This is a genomic window from Fodinibacter luteus (genome assembly GCF_039541575.1).
Classification (GTDB): Bacteria; Actinomycetota; Actinomycetes; order Actinomycetales; family Dermatophilaceae; genus Fodinibacter; species Fodinibacter luteus.
This window is the reverse complement of the sequence record NZ_BAABGM010000013.1, coordinates 133,552-153,565: the sequence shown is the minus strand read 5'-3', so window position 1 is coordinate 153,565 and position 20,014 is coordinate 133,552. Positions and strand designations below refer to the sequence as shown.

The window sequence follows — 20,014 nt, the reverse complement described above, 5'->3', positions numbered from 1 at the left end:
TACGTTAGGGGTGTCCGTTTCTCCTCGAGGAGGGCACCCCGCTGGCACCGTCGGTCGACGTTGCGGGCCGCTCTACTTAGTTGCCGGGGCCCGGCCGAACGCCCAGCCGCCGCTGAGCCACTGCCCTGATGCACTCCGATGGCGGCGAGCCTCAAGCTCGGGCCAGGTATGCGAACTGCAAGCGGCGCAGTGACGCACGCTCTGAGATGCCAGGTCAGCGCAGGGTGCTAGCATTGCTGTCACTGGAGGAGGTGGCGAGAATGAGCACTCTTACGATCAGGCAGCTGGACGAGCGCACGCACGCTCGGCTTCGAGGACGGGCGGCCGAGCACGGCAGGTCGGTCGAGGCCGAAGTCCGAGCAATCTTGGACGCAGCCGTCAACCGTCCCGAGCGCAACTTCCTGTTGTCCCTGCATGCCTCCATGGTCGAGGCCGGCGGCGTTGATCTCGAGGTAGCTGCGCGCACCGACCAGCCGCGCCCGGTCGACCTGCCGTGATCATTGCTGACACCAACGTGGTCTCGGAGTTCATGAAGGACACCCCTGATCCGGTCGTTGTCGAGTGGGCGGAATCGATCGACGCGTCGGAGCTGACTATCTGCGTGGTGACGGTTGAGGAGATCGAGCGCGGGCTCGGACGGCTTCCGGACGGGCGCCGGCGGCGCGACCTGGAACAGCGGTGGTCACGCCTGCTTGAGGAGTATGCGGAGTCCGTGGTCGTCTACGACGTACTCGCCGCGAGAAAGACAGCAGCCATCTTGGTGGCGGCCGAAGGTGATGGTCGGCCCATCGCCCTGGCAGATGCTCAGATCGCCGGGATCTGCCTTGCTGATGGATACGAGTTGGCGACCCGCAACGTGAGGGACTTCTCGGCCACCGCCGGCCTCCCCGTCATCGACCCGTTTGCCGGATAGCCAACGCACCGTCACGCGGCGTATAGACGCACGTAACGCGACCATGGGCTCCAGTCCATCGACTACCGGTAGGTGACCGTGGTTTGACAAGCTCGCCCCCGCCGCCTTTGGCCTCCCGCCATAATGGTTGGAGGTTCACACGTCCAGTTGCTGTGCTCGGGCCGCCTTGGTTGAGAAGGGAGCTCCTCTTCCCTGGGTTGCCGGCACTGATGGAGAATGCAGGTGAACATCGACGGTCGTGGTATCGACGCGCGCCATACAGCGATGCCGGTTGGCGAAGGCGCTATCCAGCGCGCGAAGATGCGAGCGGCCGAGGCGCACCGCGGGCAGCTCGACAAGGCTGGCCGGCCGTACTTCGAGCACCCCCAACGGGTTGTCGGGCGCCTGGTGAACCCCACCGCGGATGAGGTGGTGGTGGCGTGGATGCACGATGTTGTCGAGGACACCGGGGTCACCTTGGAGGAAATCGAGAAGGCGTTCGGCTCAACGGTCGCCGCCGCGGTCAATGCCATGACCCGTCGATCTGAGGAAGCTGACAGCGAGTACTACGCCCGGGTCAAGGCCAATCCCATCGCTTTGAACGTCAAGGCGGCGGACCTGGCCGACAACACTGACCCTGCCCGCCTGGCGTTATTGGACTCGGCACAGCGGGCACGTCTCGAGGCGAAGTACGCGCATGCCCGGCACGAACTCGGGATCCACTGAGCCCGCCGGCCTATTCACCGGCACGCGGCGGTGTGACGCACCAACCAGGTCACGGGTCGACTGTCACGGCGTCGTTACTCGCCGGCCCGCCACTACTCTCGCGGTGTGCCCGAGTTCAGCTGGCGAGCGGCCAACGACGCGACGAGCGAGGACGTCGAGGCCGTGTTCGACGCCGGCGGCGCCCGCAAGTGCCGCTGCCAGGCGCTGAAGGTCCCGGGCTGGATCTGGCGCGACACGACACAGGATGAGCGTGACGCGGCGCTCCTGGAGCAGGCCGGCTGCGGTACGAGCGGCCCCACCTCCGGCCTGGTCGGGTACGTCGACGGCGCGCCGGCCGGCTGGGTCGCGGTCGAGCCGCGGGAGTACTACCCGAGGATCTGGGCCCGGCAGAAGGCGTGGATGCGGATGGACCCCGACCTCGAGGGCGTGTGGTCGGTCACCTGCTTCCTTGTGCGGAAGGGCTTTCGTCGACAGGGACTGATGTACGAGCTGGCCGCCGCCACCGTCGAGTACGGCAGGCAGGTCGGCGCTCGCGTCCTGGAGGGGTACCCCACCGAGCCGCCGCCGGGCAAGATCGTGATCTGGGACGAGGCGTCGGTCGGGCTGCTCCAGGTCTTCCTCGACGCCGGCTACCAGGTCGAGGCGTCGCCCACCCTGCGCCGCAGGGTGGTGCGACACCGACTCGGCGGGACCCCCCAACTGGCGAGGCGCTCGGGACCAGACATTGCCCTGATGGTGATCTCTCACGGTCATGACGCGGCCTACGACAGGGGCCACCTGCCCAGCCGGGAAGGTCGCTCATACGCTGAGGTCATGACGGTCCGGCCGACTGTGCGCAGTGGACGCCGAGCGATGGATCGAAGTGCAGCGCGCTGCCGTTCTCCGCGGCGACCACGTCTCGGCCCGCGATGCCCCACGACCGTCGAGGACTGGTGCGAGCAGTGGCTCGTCGCCTACGGCACGCACAAGGCGTCGACAGTGCGTCAGGCCCGTACTCACGTCGCACAGATCAAGGCAGAGTCCGGCCCAATGGCCCTGGTCGACGTCAAAGCCATCGGCGGTGAAGGCATGGACGGCTCGGCTCGCCAGTGAGGGCAAGGCCAAGTCCTACGTCTACGTGCTGCATCGGCGGATGAGCCAGATCATGGGCGATGCGGTGCTGACGGTCTCATCCCTCGCAACCCTTGCTCGAGGCGTACCTGGCCGCGTGCCGGCTCGCAGCGGCCATACGTCGCCAGCACGGAGCAGGTGTGGGCGATCCACGACGCCATCGAGGCCCACGCTCGGCCGGCAATCTGCTCGGCGCCTTCGCTGGTCTGCGTGTGAGCGAGGCGGCGGCGCTACGCCGAGACGACGTCGACTTCATGCGCGGCGCGATTCATCCGGCCATCCAGTGGGGCGGCGAGCCTCTCAAGTCAGAGACGTCGCGGACCTCGATCCCGATTCCGCGCGAACTCGCCACCATGCTGGCCACGGACCAGCCGACCATCGTGGCCGGTGCCTACGGTCGCCCAGTAGGGCCGTGGCAGATCGAGCGGGCCTTCCGCGAGACGCGGGCGAAGGTCGCGGGCCTGCCGGCCGGCTTCCGCTTCCATGACCGACGGCACTACTTCGCGTCGATGCTGATCGCATCCGGGCTCGATGTGAAGGTGGTCCAGGCGCGCTTGCGGCACGCCAGCGCCACGACGACCCTCAACGTCTACGGTCACCTGTTCCCAGATGCCGACGAGACGTCGAGGGCCGCCGTGAGTGCTGTCCTCGCGATGCGCCCGGCTTCTGCTAGTACGGATACTTCTCCGGAAACAACGATGCCCTGACCGGCGTCATAGCAGGTCAGGGCATCGTGTCGATCAGATGTCGAAGTACATCTCGAACTCGTGCGGGTGCGGCCGGAAGCGGATCGGGTCGACCTCGTTCTTGCGCTTCCACTCGACCCACGTGGCGATGAGGTCCTCGGTGAACACGTCGCCCTGGAGCAGGAACTCGTGGTCGGCCTCGAGGGCGTCGAGCACCTCGGGCAGCGAGCCCGGGACCTGCGCGATGGCCTCGTGCTCCTCGGGGGGCAGCTCGTAGAGGTCCTTGTCGACCGGCTCCGGGGGCTCGATGCGGTTCTTGATGCCGTCGAGGCCGGCCATGAGCTGGGCGGCGAAGCACAGGTACGGGTTGGACGACGGGTCCGGGATGCGGAACTCGATGCGCTTGGCCTTGGGGCTGTCACCGGCGATCGGGATGCGTACGCAGGCGGAGCGGTTGCGGGCCGAGTACACGAGGTTGACCGGCGCCTCGTAGCCGGGGACGAGGCGGTGGTACGAGTTGACCGTGGGGTTCGTGAAGGCGAGCAGTGCCGGGGCGTGCCTGAGCAGGCCACCGATGTACCAGCGGGCCAGGTCGGACAGGCCGCCGTAGCCGCGCTCGTCGTAGAACAGCGGCTCGCCGTCCTTCCACAGCGACTGGTGGGTGTGCATGCCCGAGCCGTTGTCGCCGAAGATCGGCTTGGGCATGAAGGTGGCGGTCTTGCCCTCCTCCCACACCGTGTTCTTGACGACGTACTTGAACTTCATCATGTCGTCGCCGGACTGCAGCAGCGTGTTGAAGCGGTAGTTGATCTCCTGCTGCCCCGCGGTGCCGACCTCGTGGTGGCTGCGCTCGACCTGCAGGCCCACCTCGGCGAGGTTGAGGCAGATCTTGTCGCGGGTGTCGGCGAAGTGGTCGACCGGGGGCACGGGGAAGTAGCCGCCCTTGAACCGGGTCTTGTAGCCGCGGTTGCCGCCGTCCTCGACGCGGCCGGTGTTCCACGCGGCCTCGACGGAGTCGATGTAGTAGTAACTCGCGTTGGCCTTGGTCTCGAAGCGCACGTCGTCGAAGACGTAGAACTCCGCCTCGGCGCCGAAGTACGCGGTGTCCGCGATGCCGGTGGACTTCAGGTACGCCTCGGCCTTCGCCGCGATGTTGCGCGGGTCGCGGCTGTAGGCCTCTCCCGTGAACGGGTCGACGATCGAGAAGTTCATGATGAGCGTCTTCTCGAGCCGGAACGGGTCGACGTACGCGGTCCTGGGGTCCGGCACGAGCTTCATGTCGGACTCGTGGATGGCCTGGAAGCCACGGATCGAGGACCCGTCGAACATCTGGCCGTTGGTGAAGAAGTCCTTGTCGACCGTGGACGCGGGCACGTTGAAGTGCTGCATCACACCGGGCAGGTCGCAGAACCGGACGTCGACGAACTTGATGTCCTCGGACTGGATGAAGTCGAGGACCTCGTCAGCGGAGCTGAACAATGCTGAACCTCCTGGTTCGGAGCGTGGGGCCGGGCGAAGCCAGCCCGGGGGCGTCGAGACGACCCTAGGGAGGCGCCGTTTCCCGACCATGACCCTCGTGTTTCGCCGGTGTAACGCCACCGACCGTATCAGTGGGTGAGACCCACCGCCCGACAGGCGGACCCCACGAGCCCGATCCGCGCCCCCCCGCGGCGGCCGGCCGGGTCCGGGCCGGAACCGGACCGCCCGCGCACCGACGCTCCCGCATACAGTGGCGTCGTGCCCACCCCCGCCGACCGCCGGATGCCGTCCGGCCCCCCCGCGCGCTCGTCGGGCCCGGCCGCCGCCCCGCAGACGCCGACGTTCCTGCGCCGCCTCGGCGCCCTGCTCATCGACTGGGTCATCTGCCAGCTGCTCGCGCTCGGCCTCGTCGGCGGCGACACCGCCGGGAGCGTGGCCGCGTTCGCCCCCCTCGGGATCTTCGCCCTGCTCAACATCGTGCTCGTCGGGCTCACCGGGTCAACGGTCGGGCACCGGCTCCTCGGGCTGCAGGTGTGGCAGGTGCGGCCCGGCGCCTTCCCGCTCCAGGTCGTCGTGCGCACCGCGCTGCTCTGCCTGTTCGTCCCGGCGGTGCTGACCGGGCGGGACGGGCGGGGCCTGCACGACGTCGCCGCCGGCACCCGCATCGTCCGACTCTGACGCGGGCCGGCGCCTCCTCGAGCCCGACCGACGTCCACCCGCTGTGATGCAGGTGACAACATCGTGAATTGCTCAACTACTACGAGATGTAGGAGACTAGGCCGTGCCGGACCACCGAACCGGCACCACCACTAGGGCAGGAGCGGACATGAGCAACACCACCACCACGCCGGCCGCGGCCGAGGTCACGAGCAGCGGCAACGGTTTCGTCAAGATCTCCGGGATCATCATCGCGGTCATCGGCGCGATCATGCTCATCGGCGGAGCCAGCACCTGGGTCCTCGTGCAGAACTCGCTCGCCGACGAGCGCATCACGGTCGCCGAGGACGCGGACTGGTTCGCCAACCAGGAGGTCAACGGTCCCCTCACCGCCTACTCCGAGGCCCTCATCATCGAGCAGCACGCCCTGGAGACCTCCGAGGGCAAGACCTACGCCGAGCTCGACCGCGAGGACCCCCGGCGCGTCGTCGTCATGAACGGCTCGTTCCTGCGGGCCTCCCTCTTCACGAGCGTCCTGGCCTTCGGCGTCAGCGCCATGGCGATGGGCGTGGGCCTCATGCAGGTTCTCGGCGGTCTGGCCCTCGTCAAGCTGTCCAAGCAGCACCAGGTCTGACCAGCGTTCCGACCACGAGCAACGGCCCCGGCTGCAGAGCCGGGGCCGTTCGACGTGCGACGTGGGATGCCGAGGCACGAGCGGGCGCCGTGCCACGGCATCCGCTCGCCTCACCTCACTTGCCGCGCATCGCCTTGCGGTCGACGCGCACGCGGGTGGGGTCGATGCCCTTGGGGATCGGGGGACGCATGCCGCCGAGCGACTTCAGCCGCTTGTTCACGACGGCGGTCTCGGCCTTGGTGAGCACCGGGCGCATCCGGGTGAGCTTGCCCGAGATCTTCTTGACCGGGACCTCGCCCTCGCCGTCGCCGACGACCCACAGGTGCACCGGCACGCCGGGGGCGACCCGGCTCACCTTCTTCTCCTCCTGCTTGAGCAGCCTGGTGACGCGGGCGTGCGGACCCTCGCCGATGAGGACGATGCCCGGGCGGCCCAGCGCGCGGAAGACCATGGCGGCGCCTGCCAAGTCGCTCGGGCGGGTGGTGCCACGCGCGCCGTCGATCGCGACGGGCTCCTGCGCGGCGTACCAGCCGCGGCGGCCCATGCCCTGCAGCGCGGCACCTGCGGCCCCGGGCTGGCCCTCGAGGGCGCGGTACATCGCCGTGTTGCCGCGACGGTTCATGACGACGACCGCGGCGAGCAGGGCCGCGGGCAGGGCGACGAGCACCGCGTACCAGACCCACAGGCCACCGACGAGGGCGCCGATCCCCACGATGACGGCGGCCGTGCCGACCGCGGCCAGCAGCATCCACCAGCCCAGCTTGGGGTCGAGGCTCTTGATGGCGCGGTAGGCCTGGCGGATCTCGGCGATGCGGCCGGACTTCTTCTTCGCGGGCTGGTCGGACACGGGAGGTCGAGCTCCTGGATCAGGGGGGCGGGATCCGCGGGATGCCGCGGACGTCGCAGATCAGGATACGGTGCCGGCCGTGCGGGCGACCAGCGACGCCGCCTCCTGCCGGGCCGGGTCCGCCGACGCGGCGGCGAGGTGGGACAGGTGCTCGGGGATGGGGCGGCCCCAGCGCTGCATCGCCGTGGCCCACAGGCGCCCGGCGCGGTAGCTGCTGCGGACGAGGGGGCCGGCCATGACGCCCTTGAACCCGGTGTCCTGCGCGACGTCGGACCAGTGGACGAACTCCTCCGGCCTGACCCACCGGTCGATGGGGTGGTGCTTGGGGGAGGGACGCAGGTACTGGGTCACCGTGAGGATGTCGCAGCCCGCGTCGTGCAGGTCGCGGATGGCCTCCTCGACCTCGTGGTCCTGCTCGCCCATCCCGAGGATGAGGTTGGACTTCGTGACGAGCCCGGCCTCCCGGGCCATGCTGAGCACCCGCAGGGACTTGTCGTAGGTGAACGCCGGGCGGATCCGCTTGAAGATGCGCGGCACCGTCTCGAGGTTGTGCGCGAACACCTCGGGTCGCGCGTCGAAGACCTGGCCGACGAGCGCGGGCTCGGCGCCGAAGTCGGGCGGGAGGATCTCGACGCCGGTGTTCGGGTTGAGCGCATGGATCTGGCGGATCGTCTCGGCGTAGAGACCGGCCGCGCCGTCGGGCTGGTCGTCGCGGGCGACGCCGGTGACGGTGGAGTAGCGCAGGCCCATGGAGCGCACCGACTCGGCGACCCGGCGCGGTTCGTCGAGGTCGAGCGGCTGGGGGCGCCCGGTGGCGATGTCGCAGAAGTCGCAGCGACGGGTGCACGTGTCGCCGCCGATGAGGAAGGTGGCCTCGCGGTCCTCCCAGCACTCGAAGATGTTGGGGCAGCCGGCCTCCTGGCACACCGTGTGCAGGCCCTCGCCCTTGACCATCGAGTGGATCTGGGTGAACTCCGGCCCCATCTTGGCGGTCGTGCGGATCCACTCCGGCTTGCGCTCGATCGGGGTCTCGGCGTTGCGCGCCTCGACCCGCAGCATGCGGCGTCCCTCGGGTGCGACAGTCACGCCCTCCACCCTACGCGGCAGGCTGCGTCGCACCCGAACCCCCGCCTCAGGTCACCCTCCCGTGTCGAACGTGGGTGATGCTCGCCGTCCAGGCGAGGATCTTCACCCACGTTGCGGGTGGGGGGCTCAGCCGAGGACGTCCCCGAGGTGCTTCTCGGCGTAGGGGAGGACGTCCTGCACGGTCACGGCGCGGCCTGCCTCGAGCGACAGCGAGGACACGCCGGCATCCGCGATGCCGCACGGGATGATCGCGTCGGCCCACGACAGGTCGGCGTCGCAGTTGAGGGCGAACCCGTGCATCGTGACGCGCCGGCTCACCCGGACCCCGATGGCCCCGAGCTTGCGGTCCGGGCCGCGGTCGTCGGCGAGCACCCACACCCCGCTGCGGCCCTCGACGCGCACGGTCTCGACCCCGACGTCGCGGCAGACCCGGATCATGACCTCCTCGAGCCGTCGGACGTGCGCGACGACGTCGATGGGCACCTCGGGAAGGCGCACGATGGGGTAGCCGACGAGCTGGCCGGGCCCGTGCCACGTGATCTTCCCGCCGCGGTCGACGTCGATGACCGGCGTGCCGTCCACTGGGCGCTCGTGGGGCTCGGTGCGCTTGCCGGCGGTGTAGACGGCCGCGTGCTCGAGGAGGAGGGTCGTGTCGGGCAGGGTGCCGTCGACGACCTGCGCGTGCACCTCGCGCTGGGCCCGCCAGCCCTGCTCGTAGTCGACGAGGTCGGGGGCGAAGCCGAGGTGGACGAGCCGCATGGGGGCCACGGTACGCCGGGGGAGCGGAAAAGCGTCCACGCCCGGGTGGGGCCTGCCCCTAGGCTCGGCAGCATGAGCGACGCGCCCGACGACCTGCGCAGCCGGTCCCGCCGCCCCCGGCGCGTCATCTGGGGGGCCGTCCTCGTCATCCTCGCGTGGCTCGTCGTCGCGGGCCTGGGCGGCTCGGCGCAGGGCCAGCTGTCGGGGGTCCAGACCAACGACAACTCGACGTTCCTGCCCGAGAACGCCGAGTCCACCCTCGTCAGCGAGGCGGTGCTGGGGTTCACCGACAGTGACACGCTGCCCTACCTCGTCGTCGTCGAGCGCGGGGACGGTGGTGCCCTGACCCCGCAGGACCTGCAGGCCGTGGCCGAGTTCGCGAGCGGCGTGCCCGCACTGCCGCTGCCCGAGCTCGGCGAGGGGGTGACCCTCGGCGACTACCTCGTCGGGGACGGCGCCCCGGTTCCGATCCCGTCGGCCGACGGGGAGGCGGCGCTCGTCACGGTGCCCCTCGACGCGACGACCGGCACCGAGGCGAGCGGTGAGACCTCCGCCCTCGTCGAGGGGGCCGAGGCGATGCGGGCCGAGATCGCCGAGACCCTCGTGCCGGCCGGTCTCGACGGCTACGTCGGTGGCCCCGGTGGGCTCATCGCCGACTTCGCCGAGGCGTTCGCCGGCATCGACGGCATCCTGCTCGGGGTCGCCCTGCTCGTCGTCCTCGTCATCCTGCTCATCGTCTACCGCAGCCCGATCCTGCCGTTCGCGGTGCTGCTGAGCGCCGTGTTCGGGCTGAGCGCGGCGTCCCTCGTCGTCTACCAGCTCGCGGTCAACGACGTCATCACCCTGTCGGGTCAGTCGCAGGGCATCCTGTTCATCCTCGTCGTCGGGGCCGCCACGGACTACGCCCTGCTCCTCGTGAGCCGCTTCAAGGAGGAGCTGCACGACGAGCCCAGCTCGTGGGTCGCCCTCAAGCGGGCCTGGCGGGGAGCGGTGGAGCCGATCGTCGCCTCGGCCGCGACCGTCATCCTCGGCCTGCTCTGCCTGCTCCTCGCCGACCTGCGGAGCACGTCGGGCCTCGGGCCGGTCGGCGCCCTCGGCATCGCCGGCGCCCTCCTCGCCTCCCTCACCTTCCTGCCCGCCGTCCTGCTCCTCTTCGGGCGCAAGGCGTTCTGGCCGTTCGCCCCCAAGATCGACCACGTCCACGCCGAGGACGTCGTCGGCACCAAGGGCGTGTGGGGCCGGGTCGCCGACCTCGTCGGCACCCACCCGCGGCGCACGTGGGTGCTCACCCTCGTCGCACTCCTCGCGGCGGCCGCCTTCGCCCCGACCTTCTCGGCGAGCGGCGCGACCATCGAGGAGACCTTCCTCGAGGACACCGACTCGATCACCGCGCAGAAGGTGCTCGCCGAGCACTTCGCGGCCGGCGCGGCGACCCCGATCCAGATCGTCGCCCCCGAGGCCGACGCCGACGCCGTCCTCGAGGTCGTGACGAACGACGAGGGCGTCGACAGCGCCTACGTCGGGCTCGTCCCGCCCCAGCCCGGGCAGCCGAGCGTGCCGCCGGCCGTCGTCGACGGCACCGTCCTCGTGCAGGCCACGACGGTGGCGGCCTCGGACAGCCAGGAGGCGCAGGACACCGTCAGCCGGCTGCGGACCGACCTCGACGCCGTCAGTCCGGAGGCCCTCGTCGGCGGCAACGCGGCGACCAACCTCGACGTGCTCGAGGCGAGCGCCCGTGACCTGCGGGTCATCGTCCCGGCGATCCTCGTCGTCATCTTCGTCGTGCTCTCGCTGCTGCTGCGCTCGATCGTCGCGCCGCTGCTGCTCGTGGCTGCCAACGTCGTGTCGTTCGCGGCGACGATCGGCATCTCGGCCCTCGTCTTCGAGCACGTCTTCGGGTTCGCCGGGGGCGACCCCGCGATCCCGCTCTACGGGTTCGTCTTCCTCGTCGCACTCGGTATCGACTACTCGATCTTCCTCATGACCCGGGTGCGCGAGGAGGCGCAGCAGCGGGGGACCCGGCCCGGCATCCTCGTCGGGCTCGCGGTCACCGGCGGCGTCATCACGAGCGCGGGCATCGTGCTGGCCGCGACGTTCTCCGCGCTCGCGGTGCTGCCCCTCGTCTTCCTCGTGCAGATCGCGTTCATCGTCGCCTTCGGCGTCCTCCTCGACACCTTCGTCGTGCGGTCGCTGCTCGTGCCTGCCGCGGCGTACGACATCGGCCCGCCGGTCTGGTGGCCCCGACACCTCGCCGCCGACCGCCGGGGTGGCCGGCCGCCGACGTCGACCTAGGCTGGCCGGCATGACGCGCGTCGCACTCGCCGGCTACGGCTCCGCCGGCCAGACGATCCACACCCCGGTGCTACGCGAGGCCGGACTGCGGGTCGTCGCCGTCTCCACCCGCAACGAGGAGCGGGCCGCGGCGGCTCGCTCCGACCACCCCGGGGTGCAGGTCGTCCCGACGCTCGACGCCCTCCTCGCGGTCCCAGACGTCGACCTCGTCGTCCTCGCCACCCCGAGCGGCGGGCACGCCGACCACGTGCGGCAGGTCGTCGACGCCGGGCTGCCCTGCCTCGTCGACAAGCCGCTCGCGGTCGACACCCGGTCGGCCGCCGACACCGTGCGGTACGCCGAGGCGGCCGGAGTGCCCCTCACCGTCTTCCAGAACCGCCGGTTCGACCCCGAGCAGGCGACGGTCGCGCGGGTCGTCGCCGAGGGGCTCGTCGGCACCCCGTTCCGGTACGAGATGCGGTGGGAGCGCTGGCGCCCGGTGCCGAAGGACCGCTGGCGCGAGAACGCCGCACCGGCCGAGGGCGGCGGCATCCTGCTCGACCTCCACAGCCACCTCGTCGACTGCGCCGTGCAGCTCTTCGGCCCCGTCGTCACGGTCTTCGCGACCGTCGCGGCGCGCACGACCCCCGCCGAGGACGACGCCTTCCTCGTCTGCCGGCACGCGTCGGGGGTGGTGTCGCACCTCGGGGCGACGTCGGTGTCGGGCGCGCCCGGTCCGAGGGTGCGCCTGCTCGGCACCGAGGCGGCCTACGTCATGGCCGACTTCACGGGGGAGCCGTCGATCTGGAGCGGTCAGGCCGACCCGGATGCCGGGCACAGCGGCTGGCTGTACCGCGACGACGAGCGTTCGCCGGTCGTGCGGGCGGCGGCGAGCCAGGCCGACCTCTACCGGGCCGTCGCCGCGGCGCTCGCCGCACCCGACCCGCAGGCCGCGATGCCGGTCGACCCATGGGATGCCGTCCACACCCTCGCGGTGCTCGACGCGGCGCGGGCCTCGGCGGCGCAGGAGCAGGTCGTGCCCGTCGAGACGCCCTCGCGCACCGCGTGAGCCCGCTCGCCCTGGAGGGGACCTGACCGGGTCCGGTTCAGGGCGTGGGCAGCCGCCGCGGCTCGAGGCGCTCCTCGCGGATGCCGTCCCCGTCGCGGGTCACGACGTAGGCACCCTTGCCGTCGGTCTCGCTGACCGCCTCGACGAGGTCGGTGCCCCGGTAGACCAGGCCCACCCCGTCGTCGGTGCAGTGCGTCTCGGGCAGGGTGCCGTCCGCGACGAGCGCGTGGACGGTGGGTCGGCGGCGTTCCTCGGAGTCGTAGTGGACGCCGCTGCCGAAGGGGAGCAGCGCGAGCCCGTTCGTGACCGCGCGCAGCTCCGGCCCGAACGAGTCGGTGCAGCCACCGGTGTACCAGCAGATCGAGCCCGCGGACACCCCGGCGAGCACGACGCCCGCCTCCCAGGCGGCCCGCATGGCGGGACGCAGCCCGTGCACGTCCCAGACGGCGAGGAGGTTCGCCACGGATCCGCCGTTGACCCAGACGACGTCGGCCGTGAGCAGGTGCGCCGGGACGTCGTCGAGGTTGGGCATCGGGAACAGGTCGAGGCACGTGATGTCGAAGCCGGCCACCCGCCCCGCCTCGAGCGCCCAGTAGTTCATCTGCAGGGGGTCGCCGGATGCCGTGCCCACGAAGGTCACGCGGGGTCGCCGGCCGTGGGCGCCGGACAGCTCGACCGCGTGGTGCACGAGCGCGTCGAACTCGAACTGGGTGCGCCGTCCGGGGCGATATCCCCCGGACGTGGCGATGATCGTCGGTGCATCGGCCGTCATGGACGCCAGCCTAGGGGCCCTGTGGACAACTCCGCGGCCCGGTCGGAGGTCACTGTCAGGCTGGGGACATGGACGGGGACGAGGGGTGGGTGGAGGTCGAGGCGGACGGTCGGCGGGGGTCGGCCGGCCGGTGGGACGTGGCCGACGCCGCGCCCCCGGAGGTGCCGGGGTTCGAGCTGGGCGAGCTCCTCGCGCGCGGCGGGACGAGCGAGGTGTGGGCGGGGGTGGCCCTCGACGGCGGGCGGCGAGTGGCGGTGAAGGTCGTCCACGCGGCGGCGATGGCGGTCGAGGCCGCGGCGCGCGAGGCCGCCCTGTCGGCGCACGCGGCATCGGCGCACGTCGTGCCCGTCGAGGCCTGCATCGGCCTCGACGACGGCCGGGCCGCCCTCGTCATGCCGCACCTGCGCGGGGGCTCCCTGCACGGCCTCGTCCGCGCCCGGGGCCACCTGTCGCCGGGCGAGGTCGTCACGGTGCTCGCACCCGTGGCGTCGGCCCTCGGGCGGCTGCACGAGCTCGGGGTCGTCCACGGCGACGTCTCGCCCGGCAACGTCCTGCTCGACCTCGAGGGCCGACCACGGCTCGGCGACCTCGGCCTCGGCCACGTCGTCGGCGAGGTCTCTCCCGGCGTGTGGGGCACCGACGGCTACGTGGCCCCGGAGGTCGTCCTGGGCGCCGACCCGACGGCGGCCGCCGACGTCTACGCGCTGGGAGCCCTCGGCTGGCTCTGCCTGTCGGGCACGGTCCCCGGCCCGCCCGGGCTGCGCCCTGCGCTGGCCGAGGTGTGCCGGGCCGGCGAGGGCTCGGAACCGGTGGTTCGCGCCCTCGACGCGGCGCTCGCACCGGATCCGGCCGACCGCCCCGGGGCGCACGAGCTCGCGTGGCAGCTCTTCGAGGCGGCCGAGCCCGAGCCGCTGCGGCTCGTGCGTGGGGACGACGACGTGAGCGCGGTGACCTACCGGTTGAGGGCTGCCGCGGGCCGACCGCCGCAGCGGCCCGCCCCGCACCCGCTTGCTCGGTGGGGTGCGGCGGCCAGGCGGCTCGTACCCCACCGTCGGGTCCTCGCCGCGAGGGAGGTTCGGCGGGGCCGGGGGAGGCACGCCGCCGCGAACGCGCAGCCGCGATGGCGGCGGCCTGCCCGTCTCCCCGCCGACCGTGGCCTGTCCGTGGTCCCATCCGTGACGTGGTCCGTGGCGGCGGTCGCCCTCACCGCCCTGCTCGTGGTCGCCGTCGCCGCGCTCGGGGGCGACGTGGGTACGGCCGAGGCGCTCGGCGGCACGACCGAGGCGCGCAGCTCCCGAGGAGTGGGCCCGGGGCCGGTGGGTGCGTCCGCGGTCGAGCCCTCACCGCCCGCCCCGGGCACGGGCCGGACTGCGTCGGGCTCGGTCGCGGGCGAGGCCCCGGATGTCGCGCGGCGCGATCCGCGCACCGATCCGACCGCCCCGCGGAGCCGGCCGAAGCAGCTCCTCGACGTGCTCGCCGAGGCCCGGGCCGCCGCCTGGCGCGAGGCGACGCCCGAGCTGCTCCACGCGGCCGACGCACCCGGGTCGGCGGCGGCTGCGCAGGACGCCGCCGCCGTCGCCGAGCTGGCCCGGGCCGGGCTGCGCTACCCGGGGCTGCGGTACACCGTCGTCTCGGCACAGACGGTCTCGGTGGCCGACCGGGAGGCCGTCGTGCGCGCCCGCATCGACACGGGCCCGTACGACGTCGCCGGGCCGTCGGGTCGCACCCCACGTCCTGCGGCGGCCGGCGACCCCGTGCTCGTCGAGCTCGTGCACACCGATGTCGGGTGGCGGGTCCGCGCCATCCGCCCGGCGGACTGAGGAGGTGAGGTCGTCAGTCGACGAGCCAGCGCACCGCCGACTCAAGGTCCGGGTGCTGGTGCCGGAAACCCGTTTCGACCAGGACGTCGCCGACGATGCGCTTGCTGCTGAGGATCTCCGCGGCGAACTCGCCGACGACCAGATGCACGCCGAATCGTGGGGCCGGGAAGAAGGAGGGCCGGTGCATCGCCCTCGCCACTGCCTCGACGAGGTCGCGCTGGTGCACCGGTTCCCGGCTGACAAGGTTGACCGGCCCGGTGATCTCAGGGCGGTCGAGGAGGTGGAGGATGGCGCCGACCTCGTCCGCGAGCGTGATCCACGACCAGTACATGCGTCCGCCGGCCATGGGTCCCCCCAAGCCGAACCTCGTCAGGGTCAGGAGCCGTGACATCGGTCCGCCCCCAGCGAGGATGATGCCGCTGCGGCAGTAAGCGACCGACGCACCGGCTGTCACTGCCGGAGCGGCCGCGGCCTCCCAGGCGGTGACGACGTCGGTGAAGAACGTGGACCCCGGTGCGCTCTCCTCGGTGAGTGGCTCGTCTCCACGGTCTCCGTAGTATCCCGTCGCGGAGGCGCACACGAGCCGCACCGGATGGTCGGCGTTCGCGACCGCCGTGGCGACTGTGTGCGTCGAGTTCACCCTGGACGCGAGGATCTCCCGCTTGTACGAGGCAGTCCACCGCTTGTCGCCGGGACCGGCGCTGGCCAGGTTGACGAGACCGTCGACGCCGTCGAGGGCTGACGGGTCCATGTGGCGACTCGACGGATCCCACTGCAGCTCGTCCGGTGCGCGGGGTGGACGCCGGACGAGCCGGACCACCTCGTCACCGCGCTCCCGGAGCGCGGTGACGAGGGCAGAGCCGATGAGGCCGGACGAGCCGGTGACGACGATGCGAGCCACGGTGCCGGGACCTGCGCCGTCAGAGACCGAGGTCGGCCTCGAACGCGCCCTCCTCGAGGCGCTGCTTCATCGTCGAGAGGAAGCGCGCGGCATCCGCTCCGTCGACGATCCGGTGGTCGTAGGACAGCGCGAGGTAGACCATCGAGCGGATGGCGATCGTCTCCCCGCCGTCCTCGGCGGTGACGACGACCGGCCGCTTGACGACGGCTCCGGTGCCGAGGATGGCGACCTGCGGCTGGTTGATGATGGGGGTGTCGAACAGCGCCCCGCGCGAGCCGGTGTTCGTGATCGTGAAGGTCCCGCCCGCGAGGTCGTCGGGCATGATCTTGTTGCTCCGCGTGCGCTCCGCCACGTCGGCGATGCCGCGCGCCAGGCCGGCGATGTTGAGGTCGCCGGCATTCTTGAGCACGGGCACGAGCAGGCCCTTCTCGGTGTCGACAGCGATGCCGAGGTGCTCGCCGCCGTGGTAGGTCACCTGGTCGTCCTCGATGCTCGCGTTCACCGTGGGGTGGGCCTTGAGGGCCTCGACGGCGGCGAGGGCGAAGAACGGCAGGAAGCTCAGCTTCGTGCCCTCACGCGAGGCGAAGTCACCCTTGGCCCGGTCGCGCAGCCGCGAGATGCGGGTGACGTCGACCTCGACGACGGTCGTGAGCTGTGCCGACACCTGGAGCGACTCGACCATGCGCCGAGCGATGGTCTTGCGCAGCCGTGACATCTTCTCCGTCGTCCCGCGCTTGGACGCCGCGGCCGTGGCCTCGGGCTTCGCCGCCGCGGCCGGAGCCTGGGCAGTTGGTGCAGCCGGTGCAGCCGGTGCGGGCTCGGGGGCCTTCTGGGCCTCGGCGGCGGCGAGGACGTCCTGCTTGCGGATGCGTCCGCCGATGCCGGTGCCGGTGACCGACGCGAGGTCGATGCCGTGGTCGGCGGCGAGCTTGCGCACGAGCGGGGTGACGTAGGCCGCGGCGTCGCGCTCGTCGGATGCCGCGCCGTCACCACCGGACGCGGCTGCCGCGGGGGCCGCGCCGCCCGACGGGGGAGCCTGCTCGGGCGCGGAGTCCTCCTGCTCCGGGGCCGGGGCCTCGGCCTGGGCCGGGGCGGGTTGCGGCTCCGCCGGCTCGGGCTCTGCCGCCGCCTCGGGCTCGGGTGCCGGGGACTGCGCGGGTGCCGCCTGCTCCGCCGGGGCCTGCTCTGCCGGGGCCTGCTCCGCCGGAGCCGTGCTCGCGCCGCCGGAGCCGCCGACGACCGCGAGGTCGGCGCCGACCGGCACGGTCTCGTCCTCTTGGACGAGGATCCTGGTCAGGGTGCCCGCGACGGGCGAGGGGATCTCGGTGTCGACCTTGTCGGTCGACACCTCGAGCAGCGGCTCGTCGACCGCCACCTCGTCACCCTCCTGCTTGAGCCAGCGGGTCACGGTGCCCTCGGTCACCGACTCGCCGAGCGCCGGCATCGTGACGGTCGTGCCGCCCTCGTCCCCACCCGAGCCGCCGTCGCCGCCCGCGGATGCCGGTGCGGCGGCCTCGGGGGAGGGCGCCTCCTCGGTCTGCGGCTCGGCCGGTTCCTGGCCACCCTCGTCGCCCGCCTGGGCCACGGCGTCACCGTCGGCCGGGTCGGTGACCTCGTCGGCCGGGCCGGACGTCGCACCCTCCTCCGCCTGGGCCCCCGACTGCTCGGCCCCGGTGTCCTGCGCACCGGACGCGCCGCCGGCGTCGCCCCCCTCGGCGGCGGCCCCGTCGCCGATGACGGCGAGGTCGGCGCCGACCGGCACGGTGTCGTCCTCCTCCACGAGGATCTCCTGAAGCGTGCCCGCGACGGGCGAGGGGATCTCGGTGTCGACCTTGTCGGTCGACACCTCGAGCAGCGGCTCGTCGACCTCCACCGAGTCACCGACACCCTTGAGCCACCGCGTCACGGTCCCCTCGGTGACGGACTCGCCAAGCGCAGGCATCTTCACGCGTTCTGACATCAGGACAGCTCTCCTTCGTGGGCGGTGGCGTGCATCACTCTAGTTGTGTGCATGGAGGGGTTTGCCGGCGAGCGCCAGGTGCGCTTCACCGAGGGCCTCGTTCTGGGTGGGGTGGGCGTGGACGAGCGCCGCGACGTCCTCGGCGTGCGCCTCCCACGCGACGACGAGCTGTGCCTCGCCGATCTGCTCGCCCATCCGGGAGCCGACCATGTGCACCCCGACGACCGGCCCGTCGCTGACCCGCACGAGCTTGACGAACCCCTGGGTGCGCAGGATCTGCGACTTGCCGTTTCCGCCGAGGTTGTACTCGTAGGTCTCGACGGCGTCGCCGTGGACGGCGCGGGCCTGCTCCTCGGTGAGGCCCACCGACGCGACCTCGGGCTCGCAGTAGGTGACGCGCGGGATCGTGGACTCGACGACCGGCGCCGGGTCGAGGCCGGCGATGTCCTCGGCGACGAAGATGCCCTGGGCGAAACCGCGGTGCGCGAGCTGGAGCCCGGGCACGATGTCGCCGACGGCGTACACGCCGTCGGCGGAGGTGCGGCAGCGTTCGTCGGTGACGACGAAGCCCCGGTCGAGCGTCACACCGGCCTCCTCGTAGCCCAGCCCGGACGTCACCGGGCCGCGGCCGACCGCGACGAGGAGGAGGTCGGCGACGAGCTCCTCGCCGCCCGCGAGGCGCACGGTGACCGGGCCGCCGTCGTGGGTGGCGGACTCGAAGGGCGTCCCGGTGCGAACCGTGATGCCGCGCTTGCGGAAGGCGCGCTCGAGGGCGGCGCTCGAGGCGGGGTCCTCCGCGGCCACGAGCCGGGGCAGCGCCTCGACGACCGTGACCTCGGCCCCGAACGAGCGCATGACGGACGCGAACTCGACGCCGATGACCCCACCGCCGAGCACGACGACCCGGCTGGGCACGTGGTCGAGCCCGAGGGCCTGGTCGCTCGTCATGACCGGCCCGCCGATCTCGAGCCCGGGGAGGCTGCGCGCGAACGACCCGGTCGCGAGAACGACGTGCCGCCCCACGAGGCGCCGGTCGCCGACGACGACCGTGCGCGCACCCTCGAGCCGCCCTTCGCCCTCGACGTAGTCGACCCGCCGCGAGGACACCAGCCCCTGCAGCCCCTTGTGCAGCCGGCTCACGACCCCGTCGCGGTAGGCCGTGACGGCGGGCATGTCGACACCCTCCAGGCTGGCCCGCACCCCGAACCGGCCCGCGTCGCGCGCGGAGTCGGCGACCTCGGCGGCGTGCAGGAGGGCCTTGGTCGGGATGCAGCCGCGATGCAGGCAGGTGCCGCCGAGGAGGTCCTTCTCGACGAGGGCGACGCTCAGCCCGAGCTCGGCGGCGCGCAGGGCGCAGGCGTAGCCGCCGCTCCCGCCGCCGAGGACGACGACGTCGTGGGTGGTCTCGGCGGTGGCCGGCATCCCGGTGCTCCTCGCTGTGCGGCGGTCGTGGGCCCAGCGGCGCGGGGCGCTGCCGACCGGGCGTTGCGCAGCATCTTGTCACTCCCCGCGCCCGGCCACACACCGTGCTCTGGACGGTCGGGGTCGGCGGCGAGGTCGACCGCCTATCGTGTCCGCATGGCGTGGTGGAGACGCGGTCGCGGTCAGCAGGCCCCGCACGGCGGGGGCGACACGACGGGTGCCCGCACGCACCTGGCCGACTTCGTGCGGACCCGGCGCGGGGTCGAGGCCTACGTCGAGCCGGCGACGAACGTCACCGCAACGACCCTCGTGCTCATCGCCCACGACGGGGAGTGGACCCGCCGCGCGCTGCCGTCGCGGCCCACCGCGTTCGAGGTGGCCCGTTCCCTCGACATCCCCGTCTACGACGTCAACCAGACCGGCTACCCGGCCCGCATGCGGGAGTGGACGGCGCGCCAGCGGCGGCCGAAGCAGCGCTGAGAGCGGCCGTCCGACACCCCTGGAGCGGGTGACGCGGCGGACACCCGCCGCCGGTGCAAAGCGGTGGAACGGCTCCGTCGGGTCTGCGAGGGTGGAGGTACGCACCCGTCGACGGAAGGACGAGTCATGTCAGCCCCGAAGAAGCCGCGCCCCACGGTCGACGACGACGTGAAGGCGAAGTTCCGGGCCGCGCTCGACGCCAAGAAGGCGCACGGCGGCGCCGACGTGTCGGACCACGCGGAGCACTCCAAGGTCGACCACGCCCACGGACCCGAGGCCAGCGCGACGCAGCAGATGTTCCGCCGCAAGAGCGGCGGCTGACGACCCCAGCCACGGCGGATGCCGCGCCGACCCGTCACCGGGTGGACGCGGCATCCGTGCGTGCGAGGGGTGCCGCTCAGCCGGCCGTGCCAGGGGTGCCGTTCAGCCGGCCGGCGGGGGGT

Annotated in this window: 20 protein-coding genes; 12 read left to right on the top strand and 8 right to left on the bottom strand. The window is 72.2% G+C overall.

From position 1 onward, the window contains the following. Window positions 1–260: 260 nt before the first annotated feature. The 5 genes from ABD899_RS10415 to ABD899_RS10395 all read left to right on the top strand — a co-directional run bounded on the left by ABD899_RS10415 (window position 261) and on the right by ABD899_RS10395 (window position 3,435). Window positions 261–497: a FitA-like ribbon-helix-helix domain-containing protein gene (locus tag ABD899_RS10415; protein ID WP_345205472.1), complete on the top strand. Its 237-nt coding sequence runs from the start codon at window positions 261–263 to the stop codon at window positions 495–497. Continuing rightward, window positions 494–913 (top strand): type II toxin-antitoxin system VapC family toxin, encoded by a 420-nt coding sequence (locus ABD899_RS10410; RefSeq protein WP_345205470.1) that lies wholly within the window; start codon window positions 494–496, stop codon window positions 911–913. The genes ABD899_RS10415 and ABD899_RS10410 overlap by 4 nt, the downstream gene beginning before the upstream one ends. A 222-nt stretch (window positions 914–1,135) precedes the next feature. Further along, entirely contained in the window at window positions 1,136–1,618 is a 483-nt protein-coding gene (locus ABD899_RS10405; protein WP_345205468.1) for an HD domain-containing protein, read from the top strand. 105 nt (window positions 1,619–1,723) lie between these two features. Continuing rightward, a complete protein-coding gene (locus ABD899_RS10400) occupies window positions 1,724–2,710 on the top strand; it encodes a GNAT family N-acetyltransferase (RefSeq protein WP_345205465.1) in 987 nt (328 codons plus the stop codon). Window positions 2,711–2,940: 230 nt separating this feature from the next. Then, window positions 2,941–3,435 carry a site-specific integrase gene (locus ABD899_RS10395; RefSeq protein WP_345205463.1) on the top strand — a complete coding sequence of 165 codons (495 nt, stop codon included), beginning with the start codon at window positions 2,941–2,943 and terminating at the stop codon, window positions 3,433–3,435. A 33-nt stretch (window positions 3,436–3,468) separates the two neighbouring features. On the opposite strand, the gene glnA is transcribed toward ABD899_RS10395, so the two are convergent. Continuing rightward, complete coding sequence (glnA, locus tag ABD899_RS10390) at window positions 3,469–4,893, bottom strand: type I glutamate--ammonia ligase (RefSeq protein ID WP_345205461.1); 1,425 nt, start codon at window positions 4,891–4,893, stop codon at window positions 3,469–3,471. A 258-nt stretch (window positions 4,894–5,151) separates the two neighbouring features. On the opposite strand from glnA, the gene ABD899_RS10385 reads away from it, so the two are divergent. Continuing rightward, a complete protein-coding gene (locus ABD899_RS10385; RefSeq protein ID WP_345205458.1) occupies window positions 5,152–5,571 on the top strand; it encodes an RDD family protein in 420 nt (139 codons plus the stop codon). A 148-nt stretch (window positions 5,572–5,719) separates the two neighbouring features. After that, complete coding sequence (locus tag ABD899_RS10380) at window positions 5,720–6,184, top strand: aromatic ring-opening dioxygenase LigA (RefSeq protein WP_345205456.1); 465 nt, start codon at window positions 5,720–5,722, stop codon at window positions 6,182–6,184. A gap of 115 nt (window positions 6,185–6,299) precedes the next feature. Here ABD899_RS10380 and ABD899_RS10375 read toward each other — a convergent pair whose 3' ends face one another. From ABD899_RS10375 to lipB, 3 genes are all read right to left on the bottom strand, one after another. Then, the gene (locus tag ABD899_RS10375) at window positions 6,300–7,031 is read right to left on the bottom strand and encodes a DUF4191 domain-containing protein (RefSeq protein ID WP_345205453.1); all 732 of its coding nucleotides are present in this window, start codon (window positions 7,029–7,031) and stop codon (window positions 6,300–6,302) included. Window positions 7,032–7,091: 60 nt separating this feature from the next. Next, window positions 7,092–8,117, bottom strand: a complete 1,026-nt coding sequence (gene lipA / locus ABD899_RS10370; protein ID WP_345205451.1) for a lipoyl synthase — start codon at window positions 8,115–8,117, stop codon at window positions 7,092–7,094. A gap of 126 nt (window positions 8,118–8,243) precedes the next feature. After that, complete coding sequence (gene lipB / locus ABD899_RS10365; protein WP_345205448.1) at window positions 8,244–8,876, bottom strand: lipoyl(octanoyl) transferase LipB; 633 nt, start codon at window positions 8,874–8,876, stop codon at window positions 8,244–8,246. Between the two features lie 72 nt (window positions 8,877–8,948). Here lipB and ABD899_RS10360 point away from each other — a divergent pair, with 72 nt between their 5' ends. Together ABD899_RS10360 and ABD899_RS10355 are read left to right on the top strand one after the other, a co-directional pair. Beyond that, a complete protein-coding gene (locus tag ABD899_RS10360) occupies window positions 8,949–11,168 on the top strand; it encodes an MMPL family transporter (protein ID WP_345205445.1) in 2,220 nt (739 codons plus the stop codon). A 10-nt stretch (window positions 11,169–11,178) separates the two neighbouring features. Next, a complete protein-coding gene (locus ABD899_RS10355; RefSeq protein ID WP_345205442.1) occupies window positions 11,179–12,216 on the top strand; it encodes a Gfo/Idh/MocA family protein in 1,038 nt (345 codons plus the stop codon). A 37-nt stretch (window positions 12,217–12,253) separates the two neighbouring features. On the opposite strand, the gene ABD899_RS10350 is transcribed toward ABD899_RS10355, so the two are convergent. After that, window positions 12,254–12,988: a Type 1 glutamine amidotransferase-like domain-containing protein gene (locus tag ABD899_RS10350; protein ID WP_345205439.1), complete on the bottom strand. Its 735-nt coding sequence runs from the start codon at window positions 12,986–12,988 to the stop codon at window positions 12,254–12,256. A gap of 68 nt (window positions 12,989–13,056) precedes the next feature. Here ABD899_RS10350 and ABD899_RS10345 point away from each other — a divergent pair, with 68 nt between their 5' ends. Beyond that, the gene (locus ABD899_RS10345) at window positions 13,057–14,808 is read left to right on the top strand and encodes a serine/threonine protein kinase (protein ID WP_345205436.1); all 1,752 of its coding nucleotides are present in this window, start codon (window positions 13,057–13,059) and stop codon (window positions 14,806–14,808) included. A gap of 13 nt (window positions 14,809–14,821) precedes the next feature. Here the strand turns inward: ABD899_RS10345 and ABD899_RS10340 are convergent, their stop codons facing one another. From ABD899_RS10340 to lpdA, 3 genes are read right to left on the bottom strand one after another with little or no spacing between them, the layout of a single operon-like run. After that, window positions 14,822–15,709 (bottom strand): TIGR01777 family oxidoreductase, encoded by an 888-nt coding sequence (locus tag ABD899_RS10340; RefSeq protein ID WP_345205433.1) that lies wholly within the window; start codon window positions 15,707–15,709, stop codon window positions 14,822–14,824. Window positions 15,710–15,728: 19 nt separating this feature from the next. Further along, the gene (gene sucB, locus ABD899_RS10335) at window positions 15,729–17,669 is read right to left on the bottom strand and encodes a 2-oxoglutarate dehydrogenase, E2 component, dihydrolipoamide succinyltransferase (protein ID WP_345205431.1); all 1,941 of its coding nucleotides are present in this window, start codon (window positions 17,667–17,669) and stop codon (window positions 15,729–15,731) included. Between the two features lie 39 nt (window positions 17,670–17,708). Continuing rightward, entirely contained in the window at window positions 17,709–19,091 is a 1,383-nt protein-coding gene (gene lpdA / locus ABD899_RS10330; RefSeq protein ID WP_345205428.1) for a dihydrolipoyl dehydrogenase, read from the bottom strand. A 156-nt stretch (window positions 19,092–19,247) separates the two neighbouring features. Between lpdA and ABD899_RS10325 the strand changes: the two genes are divergently transcribed. Next, entirely contained in the window at window positions 19,248–19,571 is a 324-nt protein-coding gene (locus ABD899_RS10325) for a hypothetical protein (RefSeq protein ID WP_345205426.1), read from the top strand. A 126-nt stretch (window positions 19,572–19,697) separates the two neighbouring features. Then, a complete protein-coding gene (locus ABD899_RS10320) occupies window positions 19,698–19,892 on the top strand; it encodes a DUF5302 domain-containing protein (RefSeq protein ID WP_345205423.1) in 195 nt (64 codons plus the stop codon). The last annotated feature ends 122 nt before the right edge of the window (window positions 19,893–20,014 follow it).